General features: G+C 65.7%; 21 protein-coding genes. 11 read left to right on the top strand and 10 right to left on the bottom strand.

The window, feature by feature from the left end; translation table 11 throughout:
• Nucleotides 1–55: 55 nt before the first annotated feature.
• A complete protein-coding gene (locus ACT53T_RS05830; protein WP_476160489.1) occupies nucleotides 56–1,234 on the bottom strand; it encodes a pyridoxal phosphate-dependent aminotransferase in 1,179 nt (392 codons plus the stop codon).
• Nucleotides 1,235–1,296: 62 nt separating this feature from the next.
• Nucleotides 1,297–3,339, bottom strand: a complete 2,043-nt coding sequence (locus ACT53T_RS05825; RefSeq protein ID WP_476160488.1) for a M3 family metallopeptidase — start codon at nucleotides 3,337–3,339, stop codon at nucleotides 1,297–1,299.
• Between the two features lie 228 nt (nucleotides 3,340–3,567).
• On the opposite strand from ACT53T_RS05825, the gene epsC reads away from it, so the two are divergent.
• Entirely contained in the window at nucleotides 3,568–4,458 is an 891-nt protein-coding gene (epsC, locus tag ACT53T_RS05820; RefSeq protein WP_245258490.1) for a serine O-acetyltransferase EpsC, read from the top strand.
• 3 nt (nucleotides 4,459–4,461) lie between these two features.
• Here the strand turns inward: epsC and ACT53T_RS05815 are convergent, their stop codons facing one another.
• Nucleotides 4,462–4,734, bottom strand: a complete 273-nt coding sequence (locus tag ACT53T_RS05815) for a hypothetical protein (protein WP_400769235.1) — start codon at nucleotides 4,732–4,734, stop codon at nucleotides 4,462–4,464.
• Between the two features lie 134 nt (nucleotides 4,735–4,868).
• Here ACT53T_RS05815 and ACT53T_RS05810 point away from each other — a divergent pair, with 134 nt between their 5' ends.
• On the top strand, nucleotides 4,869–5,264 hold the full coding sequence (locus ACT53T_RS05810) for a YidH family protein (RefSeq protein WP_018266290.1): 396 nt from the start codon (nucleotides 4,869–4,871) through the stop codon (nucleotides 5,262–5,264).
• 33 nt (nucleotides 5,265–5,297) lie between these two features.
• On the opposite strand, the gene ACT53T_RS05805 is transcribed toward ACT53T_RS05810, so the two are convergent.
• Nucleotides 5,298–6,179, bottom strand: a complete 882-nt coding sequence (locus ACT53T_RS05805) for a hypothetical protein (protein WP_476160487.1) — start codon at nucleotides 6,177–6,179, stop codon at nucleotides 5,298–5,300.
• Between the two features lie 322 nt (nucleotides 6,180–6,501).
• Between ACT53T_RS05805 and ACT53T_RS05800 the strand changes: the two genes are divergently transcribed.
• The 3 genes from ACT53T_RS05800 to ACT53T_RS05790 all read left to right on the top strand — a co-directional run bounded on the left by ACT53T_RS05800 (nucleotide 6,502) and on the right by ACT53T_RS05790 (nucleotide 11,743).
• Nucleotides 6,502–8,118 carry a PepSY domain-containing protein gene (locus ACT53T_RS05800; protein WP_476160486.1) on the top strand — a complete coding sequence of 539 codons (1,617 nt, stop codon included), beginning with the start codon at nucleotides 6,502–6,504 and terminating at the stop codon, nucleotides 8,116–8,118.
• A 304-nt stretch (nucleotides 8,119–8,422) separates the two neighbouring features.
• A complete protein-coding gene (locus ACT53T_RS05795; protein WP_400769228.1) occupies nucleotides 8,423–10,960 on the top strand; it encodes a TonB-dependent receptor in 2,538 nt (845 codons plus the stop codon).
• 27 nt (nucleotides 10,961–10,987) lie between these two features.
• Nucleotides 10,988–11,743: an outer membrane protein gene (locus tag ACT53T_RS05790; protein ID WP_476160485.1), complete on the top strand. Its 756-nt coding sequence runs from the start codon at nucleotides 10,988–10,990 to the stop codon at nucleotides 11,741–11,743.
• Between the two features lie 47 nt (nucleotides 11,744–11,790).
• Here ACT53T_RS05790 and ACT53T_RS05785 read toward each other — a convergent pair whose 3' ends face one another.
• Nucleotides 11,791–12,429, bottom strand: coding sequence for a LysE family translocator (locus tag ACT53T_RS05785; RefSeq protein ID WP_476160484.1), 639 nt, complete (start codon nucleotides 12,427–12,429; stop codon nucleotides 11,791–11,793).
• Nucleotides 12,430–12,744: 315 nt separating this feature from the next.
• Between ACT53T_RS05785 and petA the strand changes: the two genes are divergently transcribed.
• The 3 genes from petA to ACT53T_RS05770 are packed head-to-tail and all read left to right on the top strand — an operon-like array spanning nucleotide 12,745 to nucleotide 15,422.
• The gene (petA, locus tag ACT53T_RS05780) at nucleotides 12,745–13,263 is read left to right on the top strand and encodes a ubiquinol-cytochrome c reductase iron-sulfur subunit (protein WP_018266284.1); all 519 of its coding nucleotides are present in this window, start codon (nucleotides 12,745–12,747) and stop codon (nucleotides 13,261–13,263) included.
• A 43-nt stretch (nucleotides 13,264–13,306) separates the two neighbouring features.
• Nucleotides 13,307–14,557: a cytochrome b gene (locus ACT53T_RS05775; protein ID WP_018266283.1), complete on the top strand. Its 1,251-nt coding sequence runs from the start codon at nucleotides 13,307–13,309 to the stop codon at nucleotides 14,555–14,557.
• Entirely contained in the window at nucleotides 14,550–15,422 is an 873-nt protein-coding gene (locus tag ACT53T_RS05770) for a cytochrome c1 (RefSeq protein ID WP_476160483.1), read from the top strand. The genes ACT53T_RS05775 and ACT53T_RS05770 overlap by 8 nt, the downstream gene beginning before the upstream one ends.
• A 40-nt stretch (nucleotides 15,423–15,462) precedes the next feature.
• Here the strand turns inward: ACT53T_RS05770 and ACT53T_RS05765 are convergent, their stop codons facing one another.
• Nucleotides 15,463–16,089 (bottom strand): MarC family protein, encoded by a 627-nt coding sequence (locus ACT53T_RS05765; RefSeq protein WP_476160482.1) that lies wholly within the window; start codon nucleotides 16,087–16,089, stop codon nucleotides 15,463–15,465.
• A 161-nt stretch (nucleotides 16,090–16,250) separates the two neighbouring features.
• On the opposite strand from ACT53T_RS05765, the gene ACT53T_RS05760 reads away from it, so the two are divergent.
• Both ACT53T_RS05760 and ACT53T_RS05755 read left to right on the top strand, forming a co-directional pair.
• Nucleotides 16,251–17,678: an MBOAT family O-acyltransferase gene (locus ACT53T_RS05760; RefSeq protein WP_476160481.1), complete on the top strand. Its 1,428-nt coding sequence runs from the start codon at nucleotides 16,251–16,253 to the stop codon at nucleotides 17,676–17,678.
• Nucleotides 17,679–17,681: 3 nt separating this feature from the next.
• On the top strand, nucleotides 17,682–18,899 hold the full coding sequence (locus ACT53T_RS05755; RefSeq protein WP_476160480.1) for an alginate O-acetyltransferase AlgX-related protein: 1,218 nt from the start codon (nucleotides 17,682–17,684) through the stop codon (nucleotides 18,897–18,899).
• Nucleotides 18,900–18,975: 76 nt separating this feature from the next.
• Here ACT53T_RS05755 and ACT53T_RS05750 read toward each other — a convergent pair whose 3' ends face one another.
• A complete protein-coding gene (locus ACT53T_RS05750; protein WP_476160537.1) occupies nucleotides 18,976–19,761 on the bottom strand; it encodes an EcsC family protein in 786 nt (261 codons plus the stop codon).
• Between the two features lie 249 nt (nucleotides 19,762–20,010).
• Between ACT53T_RS05750 and ACT53T_RS05745 the strand changes: the two genes are divergently transcribed.
• A complete protein-coding gene (locus ACT53T_RS05745) occupies nucleotides 20,011–20,595 on the top strand; it encodes a DUF992 domain-containing protein (protein WP_476160479.1) in 585 nt (194 codons plus the stop codon).
• 36 nt (nucleotides 20,596–20,631) lie between these two features.
• Here ACT53T_RS05745 and ACT53T_RS05740 read toward each other — a convergent pair whose 3' ends face one another.
• The 3 genes from ACT53T_RS05740 to ACT53T_RS05730 are packed head-to-tail and all read right to left on the bottom strand — an operon-like array spanning nucleotide 20,632 to nucleotide 22,538.
• Nucleotides 20,632–21,360, bottom strand: coding sequence for an SDR family NAD(P)-dependent oxidoreductase (locus ACT53T_RS05740; protein WP_476160478.1), 729 nt, complete (start codon nucleotides 21,358–21,360; stop codon nucleotides 20,632–20,634).
• A complete protein-coding gene (locus ACT53T_RS05735) occupies nucleotides 21,357–21,908 on the bottom strand; it encodes a Uma2 family endonuclease (RefSeq protein ID WP_476160477.1) in 552 nt (183 codons plus the stop codon). The genes ACT53T_RS05740 and ACT53T_RS05735 overlap by 4 nt, the downstream gene beginning before the upstream one ends.
• Nucleotides 21,909–21,914: 6 nt before the next feature.
• Complete coding sequence (locus ACT53T_RS05730; protein ID WP_476160476.1) at nucleotides 21,915–22,538, bottom strand: DUF938 domain-containing protein; 624 nt, start codon at nucleotides 22,536–22,538, stop codon at nucleotides 21,915–21,917.
• Nucleotides 22,539–22,577 lie beyond the last annotated feature (39 nt).

Below are 22,577 nucleotides of genomic sequence, written 5' to 3'. Positions count from 1 at the left end.
CCCGCCGCGCTTTTCTTTTGCGCGAGTGTTTTCGATTTCGAGCCGGCGATCGCTGTCAGATGGTCGGTCTCGGCGCGCCGAGCCAGGCTGCGAGACGATCGAGGCCGAGTCGCACCTCGCTCTCCGCTCCGGCGTAGGAGAAACGCAGCGTTCGCTTGCCGCGCGCGCGATCGAAATCGATTCCGGGCGTGACGGCGACGCCGGCCTCCTCCAGCATTCTTTTGCAGAAGGCGGCCGAATCCGCGGAAAAGCGCGAGATGTCGGCGTAGATGTAGAAGGCGCCGTCCGGCGGCGCGAAATCGCTGAAGCCCAAGCGCGGCAGCCGTTCCAGCAAGAGCGCGCGGCTTCGCGCATAGCCGGCCTTCACCGCCTCGAGCTCCGCCTTCGCCTCGAAGGCCTCGAGCGCAGCGATCTGCGCCAGCGTCGGCGCCGAAATGGCGAGCGATTGCTGCAGCCTTTCCATCGGCCGCACCAGGGATTCGGGCGCCACCAGCCAGCCGAGCCGCCAGCCGGTCATCGCGTAATATTTCGAGAAGCTGTTCACGACGACGGCGTTGCGCGAATGCGCCAGCGCCGTCTCGCAAGCGCGCTCATAGGAGAGCCCGTGATAGATCTCGTCGGAGACGAAGAGAATTCCGGCGTCCTCGCAGAAGGCGCAGATTTTTTCGAATTCGTCGCTCGGAATCATCGCGCCGGTCGGATTGGCCGGGCTCGCCAGCAGCGCGCCGTCGAGGCGTTTCGCGCGATGCGCCGCCGCGAGCAGAGCGGCGGTCGGCGAATAGTGCGTGGCGGCGCCGACATCGATCAGCACGGGCTCGAGGCCGAGCGAGGCGAGGATGTTGGCGTAGGCCGGATAGCCGGGCGCCGTCATGGCGATGCGCGCGCCCGGATCGAAACCGGCGAGAAAGGCCAATAGAAATGCGCCCGACGATCCCGTCGTGACGATGACGCGCTCCGGCGAAACGTCGACGCCATAGGCCTCGCCATAATGGCGCGCGATGCGCTGGCGCAGCGCCGGGCGGCCGAGCGCCTCGGCATAGCCGATGGCGCCTTGGGCGAGCGCGCGCGCCGCGGCCTCGCGCACGGCGAGCGGCGCCGGCGCGCCGGGCTCGCCCAGCTCCATATGGACGATGCGGCGGCCCTGCCGCTCGAGCTCGCGCGTTTCGCTCAGCACATCCATCGCGATGAAAGGCGCGATGGCGCTGCGCTTGGAAGGGGAGGGGGGCGTCGTCATGCGATCAGCATAGCGGCGACGAATATGACATTCGTGGGGCGCGCCGCTGCGCTCTCGTTCGGCTAACGCGCGAAGCCGCGCTGGCGCAGCAGCGCGTCGACATTCGGCATGCGGCCGCGAAAGGCGACATAGGCGTCGGCAGGGTCCTGCGTTCCGCCGGCGGCGTAGATGTGACGGCGCAAGCGCTCCGCAATGTCGGGCGCGAAAGGATCGCCGGCCTCGAGGAACGCCTCATAGGCGTCGGCGTCCAGCGTCTCCGCCCAGAGATAGGAGTAATAGCCCGCCGAATAGCCGTCGCCGGCGAAGACATGAGTGAAATGCGGCGTCCTGTGCCGCATGATGATCTCTTCCGGCATCGATATGCGCGCGAGGCTCTCGCGCTCGAAGCGAAGAGCGTCGAAGCTCTCGTCGATCGCGCTTTCGTGCAGATCGAGATCGACATAGGCGGAGGCGCAGAATTCGACGCTGGCGAAACCCTGATTGAAGTGCCGCGACTTTTGGATGCGCTCGAGCAATTCCTCCGGCATTGGCGCGCCGGTCTCGGCGTGGCGCGCGAAGCCGCGGAGAATTTCCGGCTCCAGCAGCCAATGCTCATAGAGCTGCGAGGGCAGCTCGACGAAATCGCGCGCGACATTGGTGCCGGCGACGAGCGGATAGGTGACGTCCGACAACATGCCGTGCAGCGCATGGCCGAACTCGTGAAACAGCGTGCGCGCGTCGTCGAGGCTGAGCAGAGTCGGCGCGCCATCGGGCGCGCGCGAGAAGTTCAGCACATTGACGATGATGGGACGAATGCGTTCGTCGAGATTCTCCTGGCCGCGAAACTCGGACATCCAGGCGCCGCCGCGCTTGGAGGGACGCGCGAAATAATCGCCGAGGAAGAGCGCGACATGCTCGCCCTTCGCATCGCGAACGTCGAAGGCGCGCACGCTCGGGTGATAGAGATCGAGCCCTGGCGCCTCGACGAAGGAGAGGCCGAACAGTCGTTTCGCGACATGGAAGGCGGCGGCGATTATCTGATCCAGCTGGAAATAGGGACGCAGCTCCGCCTGGTCGAGATCATAGCGCTCCTTGCGCACGCGCTCGGCGTAATGGCGCCAGTCGGCGGCGCCGATCGCGACATTGGCGCCGTCGCGTTCGGCGAGCGCTTGCAGATCGTCGCGCTCCGCCTTCGCCGCCGCGAGCGCCGGCGCCCAGACGCGATCCAAGAGCTCGCGCACCGCTGTCGGCGTCTTCGCCATCGTGTCGTCGAGCTTATAGGCGGCGAAATTCGCAAAGCCATTGAGCCGCGCGCGCTCCTCGCGCAGGCGCAAGATCTCGGCGATCAGCGCGCGATTGTCGGTCGCGCCGCCCGTCTCGCCGCGGCTGGCCCAGGCGCGAAAAGCGGTCTCGCGCAGATCGCGGCGCGTCGAGCTCTGCAGAAAAATCTCGACGCTCGAGCGCGCGAGGGTGACGCCATATTTTCCCGGCGCGCCGCGCTCTCGCGCGACTTGCGCGGCCGAGGCGCGGAAGTCTTCCGACAGCCCGTCGAGATCGCTCTCGTCGAGCAGCAGCAGATAATCGGCCTCGTCGGCGAGCACATTCTGCGCGAAGGATGTGGTGAGATTGGCGAGGCGCTCAGAAATTTCCGCCATGCGGCGCTTCGCCGTCTCGTCGAGCTTGGCGCCCGCGCGCAGGAAGCGCTTATGCGTCAGCTCCAGCACGCGCGCCTGCTCCTCTGTCAGCGCCAGCGCGTCGCGGCGCGCATAGAGCGCATCGACGCGCGAGAACAGCGCGGCGTTCAGCAATATCTCATTTTCGTGCCGCGCCAGCGCGCCGGAGATGTCGCGCTCGATCTCCTGCAGCTCGGGCGTCGTGTCGGTCGCGGCGAGATTCCAGAAGACGCCGCCGACGCGCGCCAGAAGGCGGCCGGAGCGCTCGAGAGCGGCGATTGTGTTCTCGAAATCGGGCGGCGCGGGATCGTCGGCGATGCGCGCGATCTCCGACAGATTTTCCGCCATGGCGGCCGCGAAGGCGGGACGATAGTGCTCGGCCTTCAGCGCGCCGAAGGCCGGCAGGCCGAAAGCTTCGGTCGAGGCAAAGAGCAGCGGATTTTCGGTCGTCATCGGATCCCTCGGTCTTTGCGGGGAGATTTTAAGGGCTCGGACGCCGCCGCGCCAGCCGACTCGGCGGTTGTCGTCGATCCTTTAGTAGTGTAGTAGATTTATAGACTGAATATAATGAGGGCGACGGTTTCCGCCGCCTATCGAAGGAGCGGCGCGGTGACGCAAGCAAAGCAGGGGCCGCATGCAGGAAATGGGTCCGAGCCGGGCGGATTTCCGCAGCTCGGCCGCATCGTCGCGGAGCTCGGCGAGTTGCGTCGCGCCTCGCAGAAGCGCCGCTATCGCGATGGGCGCCTGCCCGAGTTGCCTTCGCGCGAGGCGACGATCGAGATCATCGAGGGGCTCGCGGCGAGCCTCTATCCGCGCCATTTCGGTCCGCCGGAGCTGACCACCGACAGCGCCGACGGCTTCGTGCTCTACACGCTGGACAAGAGCCTGCGCGCCCTGCGCGAGCAGGTGCGGCGCGAGCTGCAATTGCTGGCCAACGGCTCGGATGACGGAACCATCGACCATCGCCCGCGCGCGCATGAGATCGTCGACGCTTTCGCGCAGGCGCTGCCGCTGATACGGGCGCTGCTCGACACCGATATTCGCGCCGCCTATGAGGGCGATCCCGCGGCCAAGAGCCTCGACGAGGTGGTGTTCTCCTATCCCGGCCTTTCGGCGATCATTCGCCACAGGCTCGCGCATCGTCTCTATCTTCTCGGCGCGCCCATGCTCGCGCGGCTCGTGTCGGAGATCGCGCATTCGGCGACGGGAATCGACATTCATCCGGGCGCGGAGATCGGCGAAGGCTTCTTCATCGATCACGGCACCGGCGTCGTCATCGGCGAGACCGCGGTCATCGGCCGGAATGTGCGGCTCTATCAGGCGGTGACGCTGGGCGCCAAGCGTTTCGAGGTCGATGAGACCGGCGCGCTGGTGAAAGGCGGCGCGCGTCATCCGATCATCGAGGACGATGTGGTGATCTACGCCGGCGCCACTGTGCTCGGCCGCATCACCATCGGACGCGGCTCCGTCATCGGCGGCAATGTCTGGCTGACGCATGGCGTGCCGGCGGGCAGCAATGTCACGCAGGCGAAGCCGCTGAGCGAATCCTTCACCTTCGGCGCCGGCATCTGAGCGTCACGGCGTCAGCGCGGCGGCGCTCGGCGCAGGCTCTTCCTTCGCTTCTGTGTCGCCCGCGGCGTCATGCGCGGAGAGCGCCGAGCACAGCGCCGCGGCATTGTCCCATGTGCATGTGGTCGCGCCGATTCCGCGCGTGCATGTGCATCGGTAGAGCACGCCCGCGACGCATCGCGTGGCGCCCGAGTCGCTCGTCGATCGACAATCCTGGGCGGCGGCGGCGCTCGCGGCGATCACAATGGCGGCCGTGAGGCTCCTCATCGGATAGATCATGACGGATGCTCCGAAGATGTCGGCGGATCGACATCGGGCTATCTATCGCGTCGCCGAAGGGGTTCAATACGCGTCGACTCGTCGCGCCCGCGACCGCGCGAATCGCGTTCCCCGACCATGCGAGAGGAGACGTCATGATTCGTGATTACGTCAGCCACGCCGCCAATGAGCGCACGTTTCTCGCATGGGTGCGGACCGGCGTCGCGATCATGGCGCTCGGTTTCGTGATCGAGAAATTCGATCTTTTCGTGCATACGATCAGTGCGACGCTACCAGAGGTAGAGCGCGGCCCGATCTTGCGGCGTTTCGAAAAATTGTCGGGACCATTGACGAGCTGGGGAGGCGGCGGCCTGCTGGTGCTCGGAGGAGTCGCGCTTATCGTCGTCGCAACCGTGCGTTTCATTCACACGCGGCGTCTCATCGCCGATGAGGCGCAGCATGGCTTCGACGCGGGGACGGCGGAACTCGTCGTGCTCGCCGCGCTGCTGCTGCTCGGCGCGGGCTTCGTCGTCTATCTCGCGATCGGCTGACGCGGCGCGACGATCGCGCTCGCCGCGAGCGCTTCACCGCCCATGCGTGCCCGTCGCGCGATGGTCTTCCTCGAACGATTCGATGGGCGCCTGCTCCACCGGCGCCTCCGGCCGCTGCGGCGCGCGCGCCGGCCGGCCTTCCTGCTCGGCGCGGCGGAACTCCTCATATCCCTCATAGATCGGCGCGAGCAGGCCGTTGCATTCCGAGCGGTGCAATTTCGTCTTGTGCATGAGACTCTCGACGATGCGCTCCTGCTCCTTTTGCAAATGGCGCAGCCGCATCGCCGTCACCGATTGCAGCTCCTCGAAGATGGAGAAGCTCAGCCGCTGCTTCTCCTCCTCGGAGAGCGAGGTCGTGTAGTGCGTCTTGTGCATGAAGGACTGCGCCAGACGGAACGCCGTGTTCATGTTGCGGTCGTCGATCCCGTCCTGCGGCGGCGCGCCGAGGAAGATGTGCTCGGCGATTCGCGGCGCCAGCGCGCGCATCGCATGCAGCGCGTCCTTGTCGGCCGGAGTGGCGAGATCATTGATGAAATGGGCGACGCCCTTCTCCTGCTCGAATTGCACGTCGGCGAGCCAGAGATCGGAGCCGGCGCGTCCAGAGCCGCGAAACAGCGACACGCTCTGCGTGCGCAAGCCGCCGGTCGCCGAGATCAGCATGATGCCGGCGGCGCGCGTCGCCGTGCGGCGGCGTCCCGACGTGTCGGGGTCGGCCGGGGCCATGCGCTTGCTCACGGCGCGGCGCAGCGCGCGCGCGGCCTTCTCGGCGCGCAGGCGCTCGGCCTCGATGCGCTGTTGCTCGCGCAGCTCGGCGAGCGCCTGCTCGCGCGCCGCCATCGCCGCCGCATCTATCGTCGACGTCTCCGCCTTGCTCGGCTTCGCCTTGCGTCGCGTATGCGCGATATAGGTGCCCACGCCGCTCCTCCGCAGAGCGCTCGGCTCATCGATCGCGATCCGCTGAAATGTCGCGAGCGTCCGAGGCGCAGGAGAAACGCTAGCGCCGAAGACGACGGCTTCGCGATTGTGGAGAGTCCCCTTGTGGCTGCCACGCAATCCCGCGCGGGGAGGGGCGCCGCGGGCCGAGCGGCGGCTGTGTCCATCGCTTTGCGACGGCCGGGAAAACCCAATATATTCCTATTTACCTAGTCATATTCATCAATTAAATTTCGTGACGTCTTTTTCCTGCCGTCGGCGGAACCGCCGTCGCGGCCATTCAGCGCGATGCGGAGCGTCACGAATGTCGAAATTGCTCTTTCTTCACAGATGGGTGGGCGTGGTATTGGCGCTGTTCATGCTCGTCTGGTTCTCCACCGGATTATCCATCGCCTTCATCGGCTCGCCGACGATCGACCGTGCGCAGAGGCTGGCGCATGCGCCGGCGCTTCTGCCGCAGGACGGCTGGCTCTCGCTGGGCGAGGCGCTGAGCGCCAGCGCCGCAGCGCGCGCGCAGGCCGTCAAGGACGGCGGCGAGGCTGTCGGCGGCGGCATGGGACATGGCGGGGGAATGGGAGGCGGCGGCCATCATGCGCATGGCGGCGCCAAGGCGGAGCCCGGCCTCTCCGATGCGCGGCTGCAGCGCGTGGGCGATGAGCCGATCTGGCTCGTCGAGGACGACGCCGGCCGGCGTTTCGCCCTTTCCGCGACCAATGGCGCGCTCGTCGATTTCGATCCGAAGGCGGCGGAGCGCATCGCGCGCGACTGGCTCGGCGCGCCCTCGCTGCTCTATCTCGACACGGTGGAAGCGGCGGTCGGCTTGCGCAACGCCGAGACGCTGAAGCCGTTTCATCGATTCGCGACGGGGGACGGCGCGGGCACGCAGATCATCGTCTCGGCGCGCACGGGCGAGGTCGCGCAAGTCTCGACGCGGGTCGAGCGCGCTTTCATCTACGCCGGCAATTGGCTGCATCTCTTCCGCTGGCTGGATATGCTCGGCGCCGGCGATTATCGGCGCGACGCGCTCACCTATGTCGGATTTTTCGCCGCCATCGGCGCCTTCAGCGGCGTCGTCATCGGCTGGATCAAATGGAAGCCGGGATTTTTCGGCCGTCCGACCTATGCGCGCGGGCGCACGCAGCCCTATCGCGAGCCCTGGCTGAAATATCATTTCTGGGCAGGGCTCATCGGCGGGGCTTTCGCTTTCTTCTGGGCGGCGAGCGGGTTTCTCTCCACCAATCCGGGGCAGATTTTCTCGCAGGCCACAGCGAGCCGGGAGGAGCTGGCGCGCTATCGCGGCGCCGCGCTTCCGCAGGCCGTCGTCGATTGGCGGCCCACCGCCGCGCTCGGCCTCTCCGCCGATGTCGTCGAGCTCGCCTGGAGCCGTCTCGGCGAGGAGGCGCTGCTGCTCGCGCAATCGCGTGACGGCGCGCGCCGCGCCGTCGCCGTTCCGGGCGCCGTCGCTGGCCTCGGCGAGCCATCGATTCTCGCCGCCGCGACTCGGCTGAAGGAGGGCGTCGCCATCGCCGGCGCCGAGACGCTCGCCGACTATGATTCCTATTATTTCGCCAATCATCGGCAGACGGCGCTCGACAAGCCCTTGCCCGTGCTGCGCGTCGATTTCGCCGACGCCGAGCATACGTCGCTCTATGTCGATCCGGCGGACGGCCGCCTGCTCGCGAAATTCGACACGAGCCGGCGCGTCTATCGCTGGGTCTATTCGGCCGTCCATCATTGGGACTTCGGCTGGTTCCGCAATCATTGGCTGTGGTGGGGCTGGATGGGCGTCTGGGTCTCCTTCGGCGTTGTGCTCAGCGCCAGCGCCGTGGTGCTGGCGTGGCGGCGCCTGCGACGCTCCCTTCCTGTTCCCGAGCCGGCGAGCGGGGAACGGCGCGCCAGACGCGCCGCCCAAACCGCCTGACCCGCGCCCGCTCTATCCCGAACTCTTTATTTTCATCATAGGGTTGAGAGAAAAATGCCCCGTCTCCGAGAGGAGGCGGGGCATTTTTTTTCGCGCATGGAGCCGCCTGTTGCGGCGGCGCCACAGGCCTTGCGCGAAAGGCCGCCGCTCGCCGGCGAGGGTGAGCGAAGCTGTTGACGTCCCCTACGAAATCTACGTAGTCTATAGATATTATACGTAAGCGCGCCATGGGGGAGCGCTGCGTAAACCGTCGCCGTGGCTCCGCGAGGGGCCGCGTGCGACGGGACATGGGGAAACTGTGGTGATGTCGAGAGCGAGTGGAGAGAAGAGAGAGTCGCGTGCGAGCTTGTTGCGCAGCGTCGGCTTCGCCTCATTGGCGGCGGCGGGCGTTCTGGTCTTTGGAGCCGGCCCGGCGGCCACGCAATCGGCGCCCGCGCCGACCGCTGACGCCAATAATGCGGGCGCCGCGGCGGCCGCCAATGCGCAGGTCGACGATGTGACCGTGACCGCGCGACTGCGTGAGGAGAAAGCCCAGGACGTGCCGCTGCCGGTCAGCGTCGTCGGCAGAAAGACCGCCGAGCGCGAGCATATCGAGCGTCTGGGCGATTTCGCGCAGAAAGTGCCGAACTTTGTTCCCTATGTCACCAATCCGCGCACGTCCGCCATGTCGATTCGCGGCATTTCCGGCATTTCCGGCGGCGCGGACGGCTCGGAATCGGCCGTCGGACTCATCGTCGACAATGTGTTCTACACGCATGTCGGCTTCCAATGGGCGGATTTCGTCGATCTGCAGAGCCTCGAGGTGGCGCGCGGCCCGCAGGGCACGCTGCTCGGCAAGAACACCACGGTCGGCGCCGTCGTCATCCACACGCAGCTGCCGTCCTTCACGCCGGAGGCGAGCTTCGAGACTTCCTTCGCCAATCGCAGCCGCATCATAGAGAAGGCGAATATCAGCGGCCCGATCATAGACGACAAGCTCGCCTATCGCGTCACCTTCTTTCTCGACAAGAGCGACGGCGCGATCAATGACGCGCTCACCGGCGCCGACCTGCTCAACAATAATCGCTGGGGCGTGCGCGGCCAGCTCTATTATGTCGGCGACAATTTCACCGACCGCCTGATCTTCGATCGCCTGCGCTCCGACGAGTACAATAATTACAGCGGCGTCATCGGCAACACCTTCCCGGTCTGGGCCAATGGCGCGATCAACACGACCTATGCGCAAAATCTCGCGTCGCGCCTTCACATTCCCTTTCTCGTCAACAGCCCCTATGCGCCGGTGCTGTCGCGCCTCGGCAATCTCGATCAGCGCACGACGGGCGTGTCGAACGAGATCAATGTGCAGATCGGCGACAACACGCTCACGGCGATCTCCGCTTGGCGCGAGTTCATCCTGCATCCGCGCAACTCGCTCGGCAATAATTACACGCAGATCAGCGGCAACGCCTTCGACGTGAAGGTGGATCAATATTCGCAGGAGGTTCGCCTCGCCTCGCCCAAGGATCAGACCATCGAATGGCAGGTCGGCGTCTATGCGTTGCACGAGGCCGTCTCGTCCTATCAGCACACGGACTATGGCTATCAGGCGTCGCAATGGCTGCTCAATAATTTCAACGCCGATCCGGCGCTGCTCAACGGAACCTCCGAGCATACGGACGGCAAGGCGCGCACCTTCAGCCTCGCGGAATTCGGCCAGGCGACTTGGCATATCGACGAGCAATGGGCGCTGACCGCGGGTCTGCGCGACACATTCGAGATCAGAGAGGGTTCGGATTTCGGCTGGTCGAGCGGCGTCTACACGAGCGCGCAGGCGGCGGCGATGCAGACCGCGGCCGGCACCACCTTCTTCGACACGGGTGGACGCAAGGCCACGCGCAACTCGCTCTCGGGCCTCGTCAATCCGTCCTATAAATACAGCGACAACATTCTGTTCTACGGCTCGGCGGCGCGCGGCGAGAAGTCTGGCGCCATCAACACGGCCGCTCTGCCCGTGTTCGACAGCAAGCAGAATTTCAAGGAGTGGCAGCCGGTCGTCACCAAGCCGGAGGTGTCGTGGGACTATGAGCTCGGCGTCAAGACCAATTGGCTCGACAATAAGCTCATCCTAAATGGCAATCTCTATTGGAACGACATCTACGACTTCCAGTCGATATTGGTGAACACCGCCATCGTCGATGTGACGGGCGTGCCGTTGCGCAAGACCTATCTCGGCAATATCGGCCATGTGCGTCTGCGCGGCTTCGAGTTCGACGGCCGTTGGAATCCGGTCGAGCGCTTGTGGATCACCTTCTCGGGCGCTCTCACCGATGCGCGCTACGTCAATTACAAGAACGCCGCGCCGCCGCCGGATTGGACTTGGCCGGCCTCGCTCAATGTGAATGGCGTCGCCGCGCCGCTCTCGGTCGATCTTTCCGGCCAGCGCATCACCGGCGGCGTCGCCGGCAATAGCCCGGTCGCGCCTTACTCCTTCAATATCGGCGTCAATTACGAGCTTCCGCTCGGCCGCATATTCGAAGGGATCGGCGGCTTCGCCGACGTGCCGGTCACAGCCTTCACCTACGGCAATCTCGCCTGGAAATACAAGACGCAGCTATCACAGCCGGGCTCCATCTATTCGGTGTTCCAGCCCTCCTATTCGATCGTGAATTTCGGCATCGGCCTAAGGACCGACGACGAGCGCTACAGCCTGCATTTTTGGGCGAAGAATCTCTTCGACCAGCGTTACGTGACCGCGCAGACCATCGGCACGGCGACGACCACGGGCTCGGCTCCTCAGACGGTGACTTTCGGCGATAACGCCTTCCGCGCTTACGGGGCGACTTTGAAAGTAAAGCTCTACTGACGAGCTGAAAGCATGAGGAGTTGGATAATGTCGAATTGGACGAGAAGCTTCCGCACGATCGCCGCCCTCGCGGCGGCGATCGCGGCGGGCGGGGCGGCGGCGGCGGATCTGCCGTCGACCAAATCCGCGCCCGTTCCGCCGCCGGCGCCGGTCTTCAGCTGGCAGGGCGCCTATATCGGCGCCTATGCCGGCGCGCTGCTGGGCGAGGGAACCTTCACCTATTTCCGCGAGTCGCCGCTGCGCGGCTCGGGCTTCGTCGGCGGCGGCACGCTCGGCTATAATTGGCAATGGTCGCCGACCATCGTCCTCGGCCTCGAGGCCGATTTCGGCTATCGCGGCGCGATCAACGCCGAGACGGGCGGCTTTAACACGCCGAGCCCGACCGATACGGGCGTGTTCGGCACATTCCGCGGCCGCGCCGGCTATGCTTTCACGCCGAAATGGATCCTCTACGGGACCGCAGGCTTCGCCTATGGGACGGATTTCGCGCCGGGCGGCTTCACCTCGAATCTGCCCGTGACGATCGGCCGCCTCTCCACGGGCACGACCGTTCGCGCCGGCTGGACCGCGGGCGCAGGCTTCGAATACGCCTGGTCGGACAAGATCTCGGTGAAGGGCGAATATCTCTACACGCAGCTCGCCGACTCGGGCGTCAGCTATTCGACCAATTTCGGCGCCGTGCCGCTCAATGTGAAGAGCGCCGGCCATATCGTGCGCGGCGGCCTCAATTATCACTTCACGACGCCCGCCGCTCCCACGGTCGCGCCGATCGTGACCAAATAAGGCGTCGGTCCTCGCCGAGTCCGCGGCCTCTCCCGGCCGCGGGCGCGTCAATGAAGGGCCGCGCCGCTCCATTCGGCGCCGAGCATGGCCAGAACGGAGACGAGCAGCAAAACGCCGGCGAGACGCGAGAGATTGCGGCTGGCCGTCGGCTCCGGCGTCCAGCGCCGGGCGCCATAGCTCGCCGCATGGGCGAGCGCGGAATAGAGCGTCAGGCACAGGAAGCTCGTGGTCCAGCCATAGACGAGCGCATGCCGCCAGAACGGTCCGTCCGCGGCGTCGAAAAACTGCGGCAGTATCGCGAAATAGAACAAGAGCCCCTTCGGGTTGAGCAGGCTGGTGCCGACGCCGGCCGAAAAGGCCGCCCAATCCGTGCGCTCCCGGCTGCGGCTCGGCGCCCCGAAGCCGCCGTCCGAGCGGATGAGCCGAAAGGCCAGCCAGGACAGATAGGCGACGCCGATATATTTGAGGGCGAGGAACAGCGCCGGAAAAGCCGCGAAAACGAGCTGAAAGCCGGCCGTCACCAAAAGAGTGAGCAGCGCATAGCCGAAGGCTATGCCGGCGGCGGAGAAGCGGCCCGCCCGCGCGCCGGAAGCCAGCGCCCGGCCGAGCACATAGAGCATGTCCGGCCCCGGAACCGCGATGAGGCTGACCACCGTCGCCACGAAAACCAGATAACGGCCGCTCATGTCCCCACGCGCCTCCTCAGAGCGATCCGCATGAGCCTCGCCGCGGGCCCTCGCGTCAAGGGACGCCGCCGCCGCGACGCTTCCGGCGGTTGACAAAATTTCCCAAGGGCCGTTTGTGGACAAGAGCGGCGTGCTGCGTCAGTGATCTCGAGGCATCGCAAGCGCGCTATTTGTCGCAGCGACGCGAAGGCCGCTTGCGGTCTCACGCCAAACTGCTCAAAACAGGCGCGCCCATCGCGGATGGATTTGTTTCCATTCGCGTTACGAGCCGAGAGGCAGGGGCCAGGGTCGAACTCGCGAGAGAGGTTCCAGAAAGTGAGCAATGCGACAAAGGCGGAGCCGAACCGCCGGGATATTTTGTTCCTCGCCACGGGCGCGGCGGCGACGGTCGCAGCGGGCGCCGCGGTATGGCCGTTGATCGCACAGATGAATCCAGACGCTTCGACGCTGGCGCTGGCCTCGACGGAGCTCGACATCTCGGCCATTCCCGAGGGGCAGATCGTCACCGTCAAATGGCGCGGCAAGCCGGTCTTCGTGCGGCATCGCACTCGCCAAGAGATCGAGGCCGCGCAGAATGTCCCGCTCGCCGAGCTGCCCGATCCGCAAGCCGATTCGGCGCGCGTGAAGAAGGCCGAATGGCTCGTCGTCGTCGGCGTCTGCACCCATTTGGGCTGCATCCCCACCGGCCATGAGGGCGAGTTCCACGGCTGGTTCTGCCCCTGCCACGGCTCCACCTACGACACCTCCGGCCGCATTCGCAGCGGTCCGGCTCCGACCAATCTCGAAGTGCCCGACTACGCCTTCCTGAGCGACACCAAGATCAAGATCGGCTGATCGCGGCCCAAAGTCGCCGTCCCAACTTCCGAGACCACTATCCATGACCGGACATTCGACCTACACGCCGAAGAGCGGCTTTGCGCGCTGGCTCGAGCGGCGTCTGCCGATCCTCGGCTTCATCCACGAATCCTTCGTCGCCTATCCCGTTCCGAAGAACCTCAACTATCTTTGGACATTCGGCGCGATCCTCTCCTTCATGCTGGTCGCGCAGATCGTGACCGGCATCGTTCTGGCGATGCATTACACGCCGGAGACGACGCTCGCCTTCGATTCGATCGAGCACATCATGCGCGATGTGAATTGGGGCTGGGCGCTGCGCTATGCGCACGCCAACGGCGCCTCCATGTTCTTCCTCGCCGTCTATATCCACATCTTCCGCGGCATGTATTACGGCTCCTACAAGGAGCCGCGCGAGGTGCTGTGGATCCTCGGCGTCGTGATCTTCATGCTGATGATGGCGACCGGCTTCCTGGGCTATGTGCTGCCCTGGGGCCAGATGTCCTTCTGGGCGGCGACGGTGATCACCAATCTCTTCACCGCCATCCCCTATGTGGGCAATTCCATCACCACCTGGCTGCTCGGCGGCTATTCGGTCGACAACGCGACGCTCAACCGCTTCTTCGCGCTGCATTACCTCCTGCCCTTCGTCATCGTGGCCATCGTCGGCCTGCATGTCTGGGCGCTGCATGTGACGGGGCAGAACAATCCGACGGGCGTCGAGGTGAAGGACATAAAGAAGGAGACCGTGCCCTTCACGCCCTATGCGACGCTGAAGGATTCGGTCGGCCTCGTCATCTTCATCGTGCTCTACGCCTGGCTCACCTTCTTCGCGCCCAACTACACCGGCCATCCCGATAATTACATCGAGGCCAATCCGCTGGTGACGCCGCCGCATATCGTGCCGGAATGGTATTTCCTGCCCTTCTATGCCATATTGCGCGCCATCCCCAACAAGCTCGTCGGCGTCATCGCGCTCTTTTCCTCCATCCTCATCGTGGCGGCGCTGCCCTGGCTCGACACGTCGAAGGTGCGCTCGGGCGTCTATCGTCCGACCTTCAAGAAGTTCTACTGGGTCTTCGTCTTCGTGTCGGTCGGACTCGGCTATCTCGGCGCGCAGCCGGCGGAGGGCGTCTATCTCATCGCCGCCCGCATATTGATGGCCTATTACTTCCTGCACTTCCTCGTCGTGCTGCCGCTTCTCGGCAAATATGAGCAGACCCTGCCGGAGCCGCGGTCGATCGCCGCTTCCCTCGGCGAGGCCGCCACCGAGGAGGAGAAGCCCCATGCGTGACGGTCAGCGAGCATCGATCATGAAATCGGTCAAATCCCTCGTGATGGCGGCGGCCCTGGTCGGCGCCGCGGGCGCCGCTGTGGCGGAGGAGGGCGGCGCGCATTCGCAGCCCAAGCCGCCGCGCCAGCAATGGAGCTTCGCCGGCGCCTTCGGCAGCTTCGACCAGGCGCAGCTGAAGCGCGGCTTCAAGGTCTATAAGGAAGTCTGCGCGAGCTGCCATTCGCTCTCGCGCGTCGCCTTCCGCAATCTCGCCGAGAAGGGCGGGCCGGAGCTCTCCGAGGCGCAGGCCAAGGAGATCGCCGAGAGCTATAAGATCAAGGACGGGCCGAATGACGCGGGCGATTATTTCGAGCGTCCCGGCCGGCTGAGCGACCATTTCCCGCCGCCCTTCCCCAATGAGCAGGCGGCGCGCGCGGCGATGAACGGCGCCTATCCGCCGGACATGTCCGTGCTCGCCAAGGCGCGCGGCTATTCGCGCGGCTTCCCGCTGTTCCTCGCCGATGCGCTGCCGGGCTTCTCCTATCAGGAGCATGGCGTCGATTACATCGTCGCTCTGCTCGAAGGCTACACGGATGCGCCGCATGGCGTGGAGCTGCCGCCGGGCCAATATTACAACGTCTATATGACCGGCCATCGTATCGGCATGCCGCCGCCGCTCTCCGACGGCGTCGTGACCTATGACGATGGAACGCCGCAGACGGTGGACCAATATGCGAAGGACATCGCCGCTTTCCTGATGTGGACCGCCGAGCCGCATCTCGAGGAGCGCAAGTCGATCGGCCTGAAGATCGTCGGCTTCCTGATCGTCCTGTCCTTCCTGGTCTATTTCACCAAGCGCAAGATCTGGGCGAACGTCCACCATTGACGCGACGCAGCGACGCGATCCCGCGAGATCGCGTCGCCGCTCACCCCTGCAGAAACGCCCGCACGCCATCGGCGACGAATTGCACGGCGAGGGCGGCGAGCAGCACGCCCAGCAATCGCGTCAGCACGACATTGGCCGCCGTGCCGAAGAATTGCGCCACCTCTCCCGCGATCAGGCAGAAGACCAGGCAAATCGCCATTATTCCGGCGATCACCGCGATCAGGCTCGCGATGAGCGTCACATCGCCATGCGCGTCGCCGGCCAGCAGCACGGTCGCGGTGATGGCGCCGGGGCCGGCCATCAGCGGAATGGCCAGCGGATAGGCGGCAAGATGGTGCACATGCTCGGCCAGCGCTTTTTCCGCCGCCTTGGAGTCGCGCTGAATGCGCACGCCGAACACCATTTCAGAGGCGATCGAAAATAAGAGAAATCCGCCCGCGATACGGAAAGCGGGAATGGAAATGCCCATTGCGCCGAGCAGACGCTGACCGATCAGCGCCGAGCCCGCGAGAATGGCCAGCGCATAGACGGCGGCGCGAAAGGCGATGGCGCGCTTCATCGGCGCCTCGAGCCCTGAGGTCGCGGCGACGAAGACCGGCGCGAGGCCGAGCGGCTCCACGACGACGAGCAGCGTCACAAAGGCCGAGACGAGATAGTCGAGATCCATCCCGGCCTCCGGTGGGCGAGCGTCGCGGAGGCAGATAGCGCGTGGCGCGCGAGGCGCCAGCCGACGCCGACGCCGAGCTTACGCTGGCGCCGCCGATTGTTCGCGCCCCGCCACTCTGCTAAGACGCAGTCCTCGGAGGGGAAAGGACCGCGGACGAGAGGATGCTCTTTTACGAACCGCTGTTCCTGTTTCTCTTCGCGCCCGCGGTCTATGGCCTCTATCTGCTCGTCGGCGGCAATCGCGGCGCGCGTCTCGCCATACTGCTCGCGGCGAGTCTTTTCTTCTACGCCTGGAGCGAGCCGCTCTTCGTCTTCGTCGTGCTCGGCTCCGCTTTCGCCGATGTCTTCATCGCGCGCCGCATAGCCGCGCTTCCGCCGGACGATAAATCGCGCAAGCTCTGGCTCGCGCTCGGCGTCTCCGCCAATCTCGGCCTGCTCGTCTATTTCAAATATGCGGGCTTTCTCGTCGCCAATCTCGATGTGATCTTGCGCGCGCTCACCATGCCGGGGCTCGCCTTCGCCTCGGTCGCGCTGCCGATCGGCGTCTCCTTCATCGTCTTCGAGAAGATCACCTTTCTCGTCGACGTGCATCGCGGCGTGACCAAACCGGCGCAGAGCCTCTCGCTCTACGCTTTCTATGTGTTCTTCTTTCCGAAGCTCCTCGCCGGGCCGATCGTGAAATATCACGATATCGCCGAGCAATTGGCGCGGTTCCGCCATGCGACCAGCGAGGATTTCACGGAGGGTTTCGCGCGCTTCATGCTCGGCGTCGGCAAGAAGCTGCTCATCGCCGACACGCTCGCCGGCGGCGCCGATCTCGTCTTCTCGCAAGAGGCGTCGCGCATCGGCTTTCTCGACGCATGGGCGGGCGTGCTGTTCTTCACCTTCCAGATCTATTTCGATTTCTCCGGCTATTCCGACATGGCGATCGGCCTCGCGCGCATGTTCGGCTTTCGTCTGCAGGAGAATTTCGACATGCCCTATGTGGCGGCGAGCGTCACCGAATTCTGGCGCCGCTGGCACATGTCGCTCACCTCCTGGATTCGCGACTATCTCTACATTCCGCTCGGCGGCAATCGGTGCGGAGAGCTGCGCACGCAGGTCAATCTCTGGCTCTGCTTCCTCGCCTCGGGCCTGTGGCACGGCGCGGCTTGGACCTATGTCGCCTGGGGCGCCTATAATGGCCTCTTCTTGGTGCTCGATCGGCTGTTCCTGCTCGATTGGCTGAAGCGCCGCCCGGTCTTCCTCGCCAATCTTCTGACTTTCATCGTCGTGACGATCGGCTGGACCGTGTTCCGCGCTTCGTCCCTCGAGCAGGCGGGCGCCTTCTACCTCGCAATGGCGCGGCCTTTCGCGGGCGGCGCCGAGCCGGTCGTCATCCCCGCCTATCACTTCGTCGCGCTCGCCATTGCGGCGGCGATCTGTCTTTCGCAGCGGCTCTATCTCTCCTTCGGCGACAGGCTCTCCTCGAGCCTGCTGGCGCAGCGTCACGCCTTCGCGCTCAACGCTGTTCTCGCGCTGCTCTTCGTCTGCGCAGTCGGCAAGGGCCTCGCCGATCCGTTCAAGCCCTTCATCTATTTCCGGTTCTGAACGATGCGCCGCACGCTTCTGCATCGTCTGCCGATCTACGCCGCCGCCGGCTCCGTCCTGTTCTTCTTTCTCGCGAGCCTGTGGAATTACGCGGTCGAGCGCGACTATCCGAAATTGCGGCTGCGCAGCGCAAATCCGCTCGCCGGCGTCGCCAAGCCGGCGCCGACGCAGGTTTCGCTCGAGAAAATCCTCTCCGGCGAGACGCAGAAGAGCTTCTCCGACAATCTCGCGCAATCGCTGCCGGTGTTTCCCTTCGCGGTGCGCGCGCGCAATCAGCTGCTCTATTCGTTGTTCGGCGCCTCGGGAGCGCCGGGCCTCGTCATCGGGCGCGACGCGCAATTGTTCGAGCGTTTCTATATCGATGAATTCTGCCGCCGCGGCGCGCCGCCGAGCGAGGCGACGCTCTCACGCTGGGCGCAGCGCGTCGCCGAGAACGAGGCCGCCGCCCATGCGCGCGGAAAAGGCTTCGCCTATGTGATCTCGCCGTCCAAGGCCTCGCAATATCCGCAATATTTTCCCGCCGGGATGAAATGCCCGGCGCAGGCGCGCGGAACCATCGACAAGCTCGCGCCCTATCGCATGGCTCTGGATGCGCGCGGGCTGCGCTTTGTCGACTCGCCGGCGCTGCTCGAGGCGCGCAAAAAGGATTTCGACATCGACTTTTTCCCGCGCGGCGGCACGCATTGGAATCTGCTCGGCGCCGCGCTGGCGACGCGCGAGGCGACGCGCCTCATCGGCGAGGAGGCGGGCCTCGGCCTGTTCGATTTCGATTGGCGCCGCGACAATGTCGCTTTGGGAACGGATCGCGATCTGCTCGATCTGCTCAATCTTCTCTGGCCCGATCCGCATTATCCGGTGGCGACCATTCTGCGCGCGCCCGATGCGAAGGCCCAATGCGCGCGTCCGCCGAAGCTGCTCGCGCTCGGCGGCAGCTTCGTGCGCGAGATCATTGTTTCTCTCGCGCAGGCGCCGTGTCCGCCGCAGATCGATTATTGGTTCTCCATGCGGCTCGCCAATGACGACTTCGATCTCGTCCGCTATCACACCGCGCCCGGCGAGACCGGCAATGGCGAGCGGCGGCCGGCCGATCTCGCCGAATTGCGCGCCAGCGCCGAAGAGGCCGACGCTATTCTGCTCGAGGAGAACGAGGCCAATATCGGCACGCTGAGCCAGGTGGAAAATCTCTGGCGCGCGCTGCATCCGGCGGAAGTGGCGAAGTAGCGAATAGCGAATAGCGAGTAGCGAATAGCGAGTAGTAAGAAGCTCTACTCGCTATTCGCTACTCGCTATCAGCTCCTCACGCGCGTCCCGCCAAGCGCGCATATTCGCCAAAGACGATCTCGCGGCCATAGGCGCGCTCCAATCGCCGCACGGTGAAGTGTCCGCGCGCCAGCGATTGGAAATGCCGTGTGAAGGCGATATTGACCGCCGCGCCGCCCAGAGCGCCGAGAATGGGCGTCGCCTGCGCCGCCGCCTTTTGCGAGACGACGACGCCGAAGCGCGTCGAAATTTGCGCGATGAGCCGCGCCAGCACCGGCGCCGTCTCGTCGGCGACGGCGGTCGCGGCGACATAATGCGCGGCGTCGCTCACCGTTTTGGCGAGCAGGCCGCGAATGGCGAGATAGCCGCCCTCGAGGAGATTGCCTTCCTCCGCATGGCCGCCGAGCGCGAAGACCTGCAGACAGGCGATCGTCGCCTCTGGATCGGCGAGGTCCTCGCCCTCGCTGCGGGCGATGTCGGCGATCGAGCGCAGCATGATGACGGTGGAGACCGGCAGCTCGATCGGCAGGCTGGCGAGGCCGATGGCGCCGCCGATCGCGCCGCTCGCCGCGGCGAGGCGCAGATGCAGCCGCGAGGCGTCGCGCGCCGGGGCGGCGGGATCGAGGCTCGAGATGGCGACGCGTAGGGCCGATTTGATGCCGCGGCGGGTCGCGCTCGCGGCCACTTCCTGCAGCGCTGTTGGAATGATGCGGCCGGCGAAGCCGATCTGCCGTCCAGCGAGCGCGGTGAGCCGCTGGGCGAAGCTCTCGCGCTCCAGAATTTCGACGGCCGCTTGCAGGGCGGCGCGGTCGGCCTCCGTCATCGGCCGCTCGATCACGACGGGAAGTCCCTGCGACACGCTTGCTTTTCCTCTCCGATCGCTCCCGCCCCGGCCGCTAAGATCGGATGAAAAAGCCTGCGCCGCAAGGGCGAGCGCGGCCTTGTGCGGGCGCGCACTTTCAGAGCGCCTTCGCTGTCCTTATGTGACGGCGAAGCACAAGACGGGCTTTCGAAGCGCCGCGCATATCGTCCCGCCGAGGGCGGAGGGAGCGGCGAAAATTGGGAGGTGGCTATGACGAATTATCTGAAGACTCTCTTTCGCGTGGCGGCGGCGCCGGTCGGCGTCGCGGCTCTGTTGGCGACGCTCGCGCCGGTCTCCGCCTCGGCGCATGGCCGCGCCGGCGTGCTGGAATGCAAGCTCTCCGGCGACAAGGTCGCCATCGTCGTGGAGGAGCGGACGGTCGATTGCCTCTTCGAGGATGAGAGCGGCGCGCCGCCGGTCCATTATGTCGGCAGCGTCACCAATGTCGGCGCGGTGATCGGCGTCGGCGGTCCGGGCGAGCTCGCCTGGGGCGTGGTGGCGGCCAGCGGCGCGACGGGCCCTGGCGCTCTCGCCGGCGATTATGTCGGCGCGCATGGCTCTTTCGCGCTCGGCGTCGGCGGCGGCGGCTCGGTTCTCGTCGGCGGCTCCAATGACACTGTGACGCTGCAGCCGATTTCGGTCGAGGCGAATACGGGCCTCATTCTCTCGGCTGGCGTCGGTCATCTCAGCCTGCGCTACGCGCCGGAGCCGGTCGGTCGCCACGGCCGCCATCACGGCCGTTTCTGCCACCGACACCACCACCATCATCATCATCACCACCATCATCACCACTGAAGGTGAGGCGGAGCGGCGTGGGCGCCTTTCGGGCGCTCACGCGAAATCGATGATGCTGTCGGTCGGAAAGTCGTAGAGCTTGCCGGTCTCGGTCCAATCCGGGCGGCACAGAGCGACGAGCTTGGGCGCGAGATCTTCCGGCGTGCGCAACGTCATCGGATCTTCGCCCGGCATTGCGGCGGCGCGCATCTGCGTGCGCAGCGGGCCGGGATTGGCCAGCATCACCTTCACTTGTGAGGTGTTCTGCGTCTCGGCGGCGTAAGTGCGGCCGAGCGCGTTCAGCGCCGCCTTGGTGACGGCGTAAGGCCCCCAATAGGGCTTGATGCGATGCGCCGCGCCAGAGGTGACGAAGACCGCGCGTCCGGCGTCGGATGCGCGCAAGAGAACGTCCATCGCGCGAATGAGCCGCCAATTGGCGGTGACATTCACGTCGAAGAGACGGCTCCATTGCGGCGGATCGACATGCGGAAGCGGCGTCACCGGGCCGAGCAGGCCGGCGTTGCCGACCAGAATGTCGAGCTTCTTCCAGCGCTCGTGAATGCAGGCGCCGAGCCGGTCGAGATTGTCGAACTCGGTGACGTCGAGCGGGACGATGGTCGCCTGGCCGCCGAAGCCGGTGATCTCGTCATAGAGGAATTCGAGCGCGCCTTGCCCGCGCGCCAGCGCGACGACATGCGCGCCCTCGCGCGCGAGAGCGACGGCGAGCGCGCGGCCTATGCCGCGCGAGGCGCCGGTGACGAGGGCGACGCGGCCTTCCAGAGTCATGCGAAAATATCCTTCAGCGCGAGGTCGAGGCCCGGCGGATCGAGCCTTATCGACCCTTCGGTCACGGTCTCTTCCCGCATCGCCGCCGCGCCGTCACGGCGGCAATGCGTCACGGCGCGGCGGGCGAGGTCGACGATGAGATAATGGGCGAGGCTCGCCGCACGGAAATAGCCGTTCCGCTTCACGCTCTCGGCGGCTGCGTCGGAGGAGGGGCCGAGGACCGTGACGGCGACGATAGGGGCGGGGGCGAGCGCGTCTTCCGTCGCGACGGGAGCGCCGCAATTCACCAGAATGTCGGGCTCATAGACATTGTGGGCGTCCACCGCGACGCCGAGGCCGCCGACATAGGCTTCGCAGGGCGCGCCGGCGTGGACCAGAGCCTCGGCGATGGCGCGCCAGATCTTGCCCTTGGCCGCCACATGCTCGGACGGCTCGCGCGGCAGAGGAATGATCTCGCCATCGATGAGCTCATAGCGGCCTTCCTCATGCCGCTCCGTCCAGGCGAGGAAGTCCGCTATCGTCATCGGCTCGCGGGCGGGCGCTGTCATGAGCGCCTATCTAGCACGGAGCAGGCGAAACACGAGGGTCAGATTATTGGCCGGCATTTCCACGATGCGCGGCTCGGAAAACCCGTTTTTCTGCGCGCAGGCGATCACCGTTTCTATGTCGCGCACGCCCCAGGCGGGATTGCTCGCGCGCAGGCTGGCGTCGAACTCCTCATTGCTCGGCGCCGTATGGGCGCCGCCGCGCTTATAGGGGCCGTAGAGGCAGACTGGCGCGCCCTCCGGCAGCATCGCCGCAGCCGTGGCGAAGAGGCTCTCCGTCGACGCCCAAGGCGAGATATGGATCATGTTGATGCAGACGACCGCATCCGCCTGCGTGACCGGCCAAGGCTGCTGAGTCGCATCCAGCGCGAGCGGCGCGCGCAGATTGGGAAGCCCCATCGCTGCGACCCAGGCGGCGACGCTCTCCCGCGCTCTTTCGTCGCGGTCCGTGGGCTGAAACACGAGGCCCGGCAGATTGGCGGCGAAATGCGCGGAATGCTCGCCCGTGCCGCTGGCGATCTCCAGCACGAGCCCTTCCGCCGGCAATTCCTCGCGCAGCACGTCGAGGATCGGCCCGCGATTGCGCGCGGCGGCGGGGGCGTAGAGGCGCTTGTCGTCTGCTTCCGGCGTCATTGAGAGCCTTTCCGATCGCGTGCGAAGCAAGAGCGGGGC

The sequence above is a fragment of the Methylosinus sp. DMC45 genome, from assembly GCF_056313885.1.
Note: the sequence above shows the minus strand (reverse complement) of the source record. Positions and strands in the feature narration are given on the sequence as shown.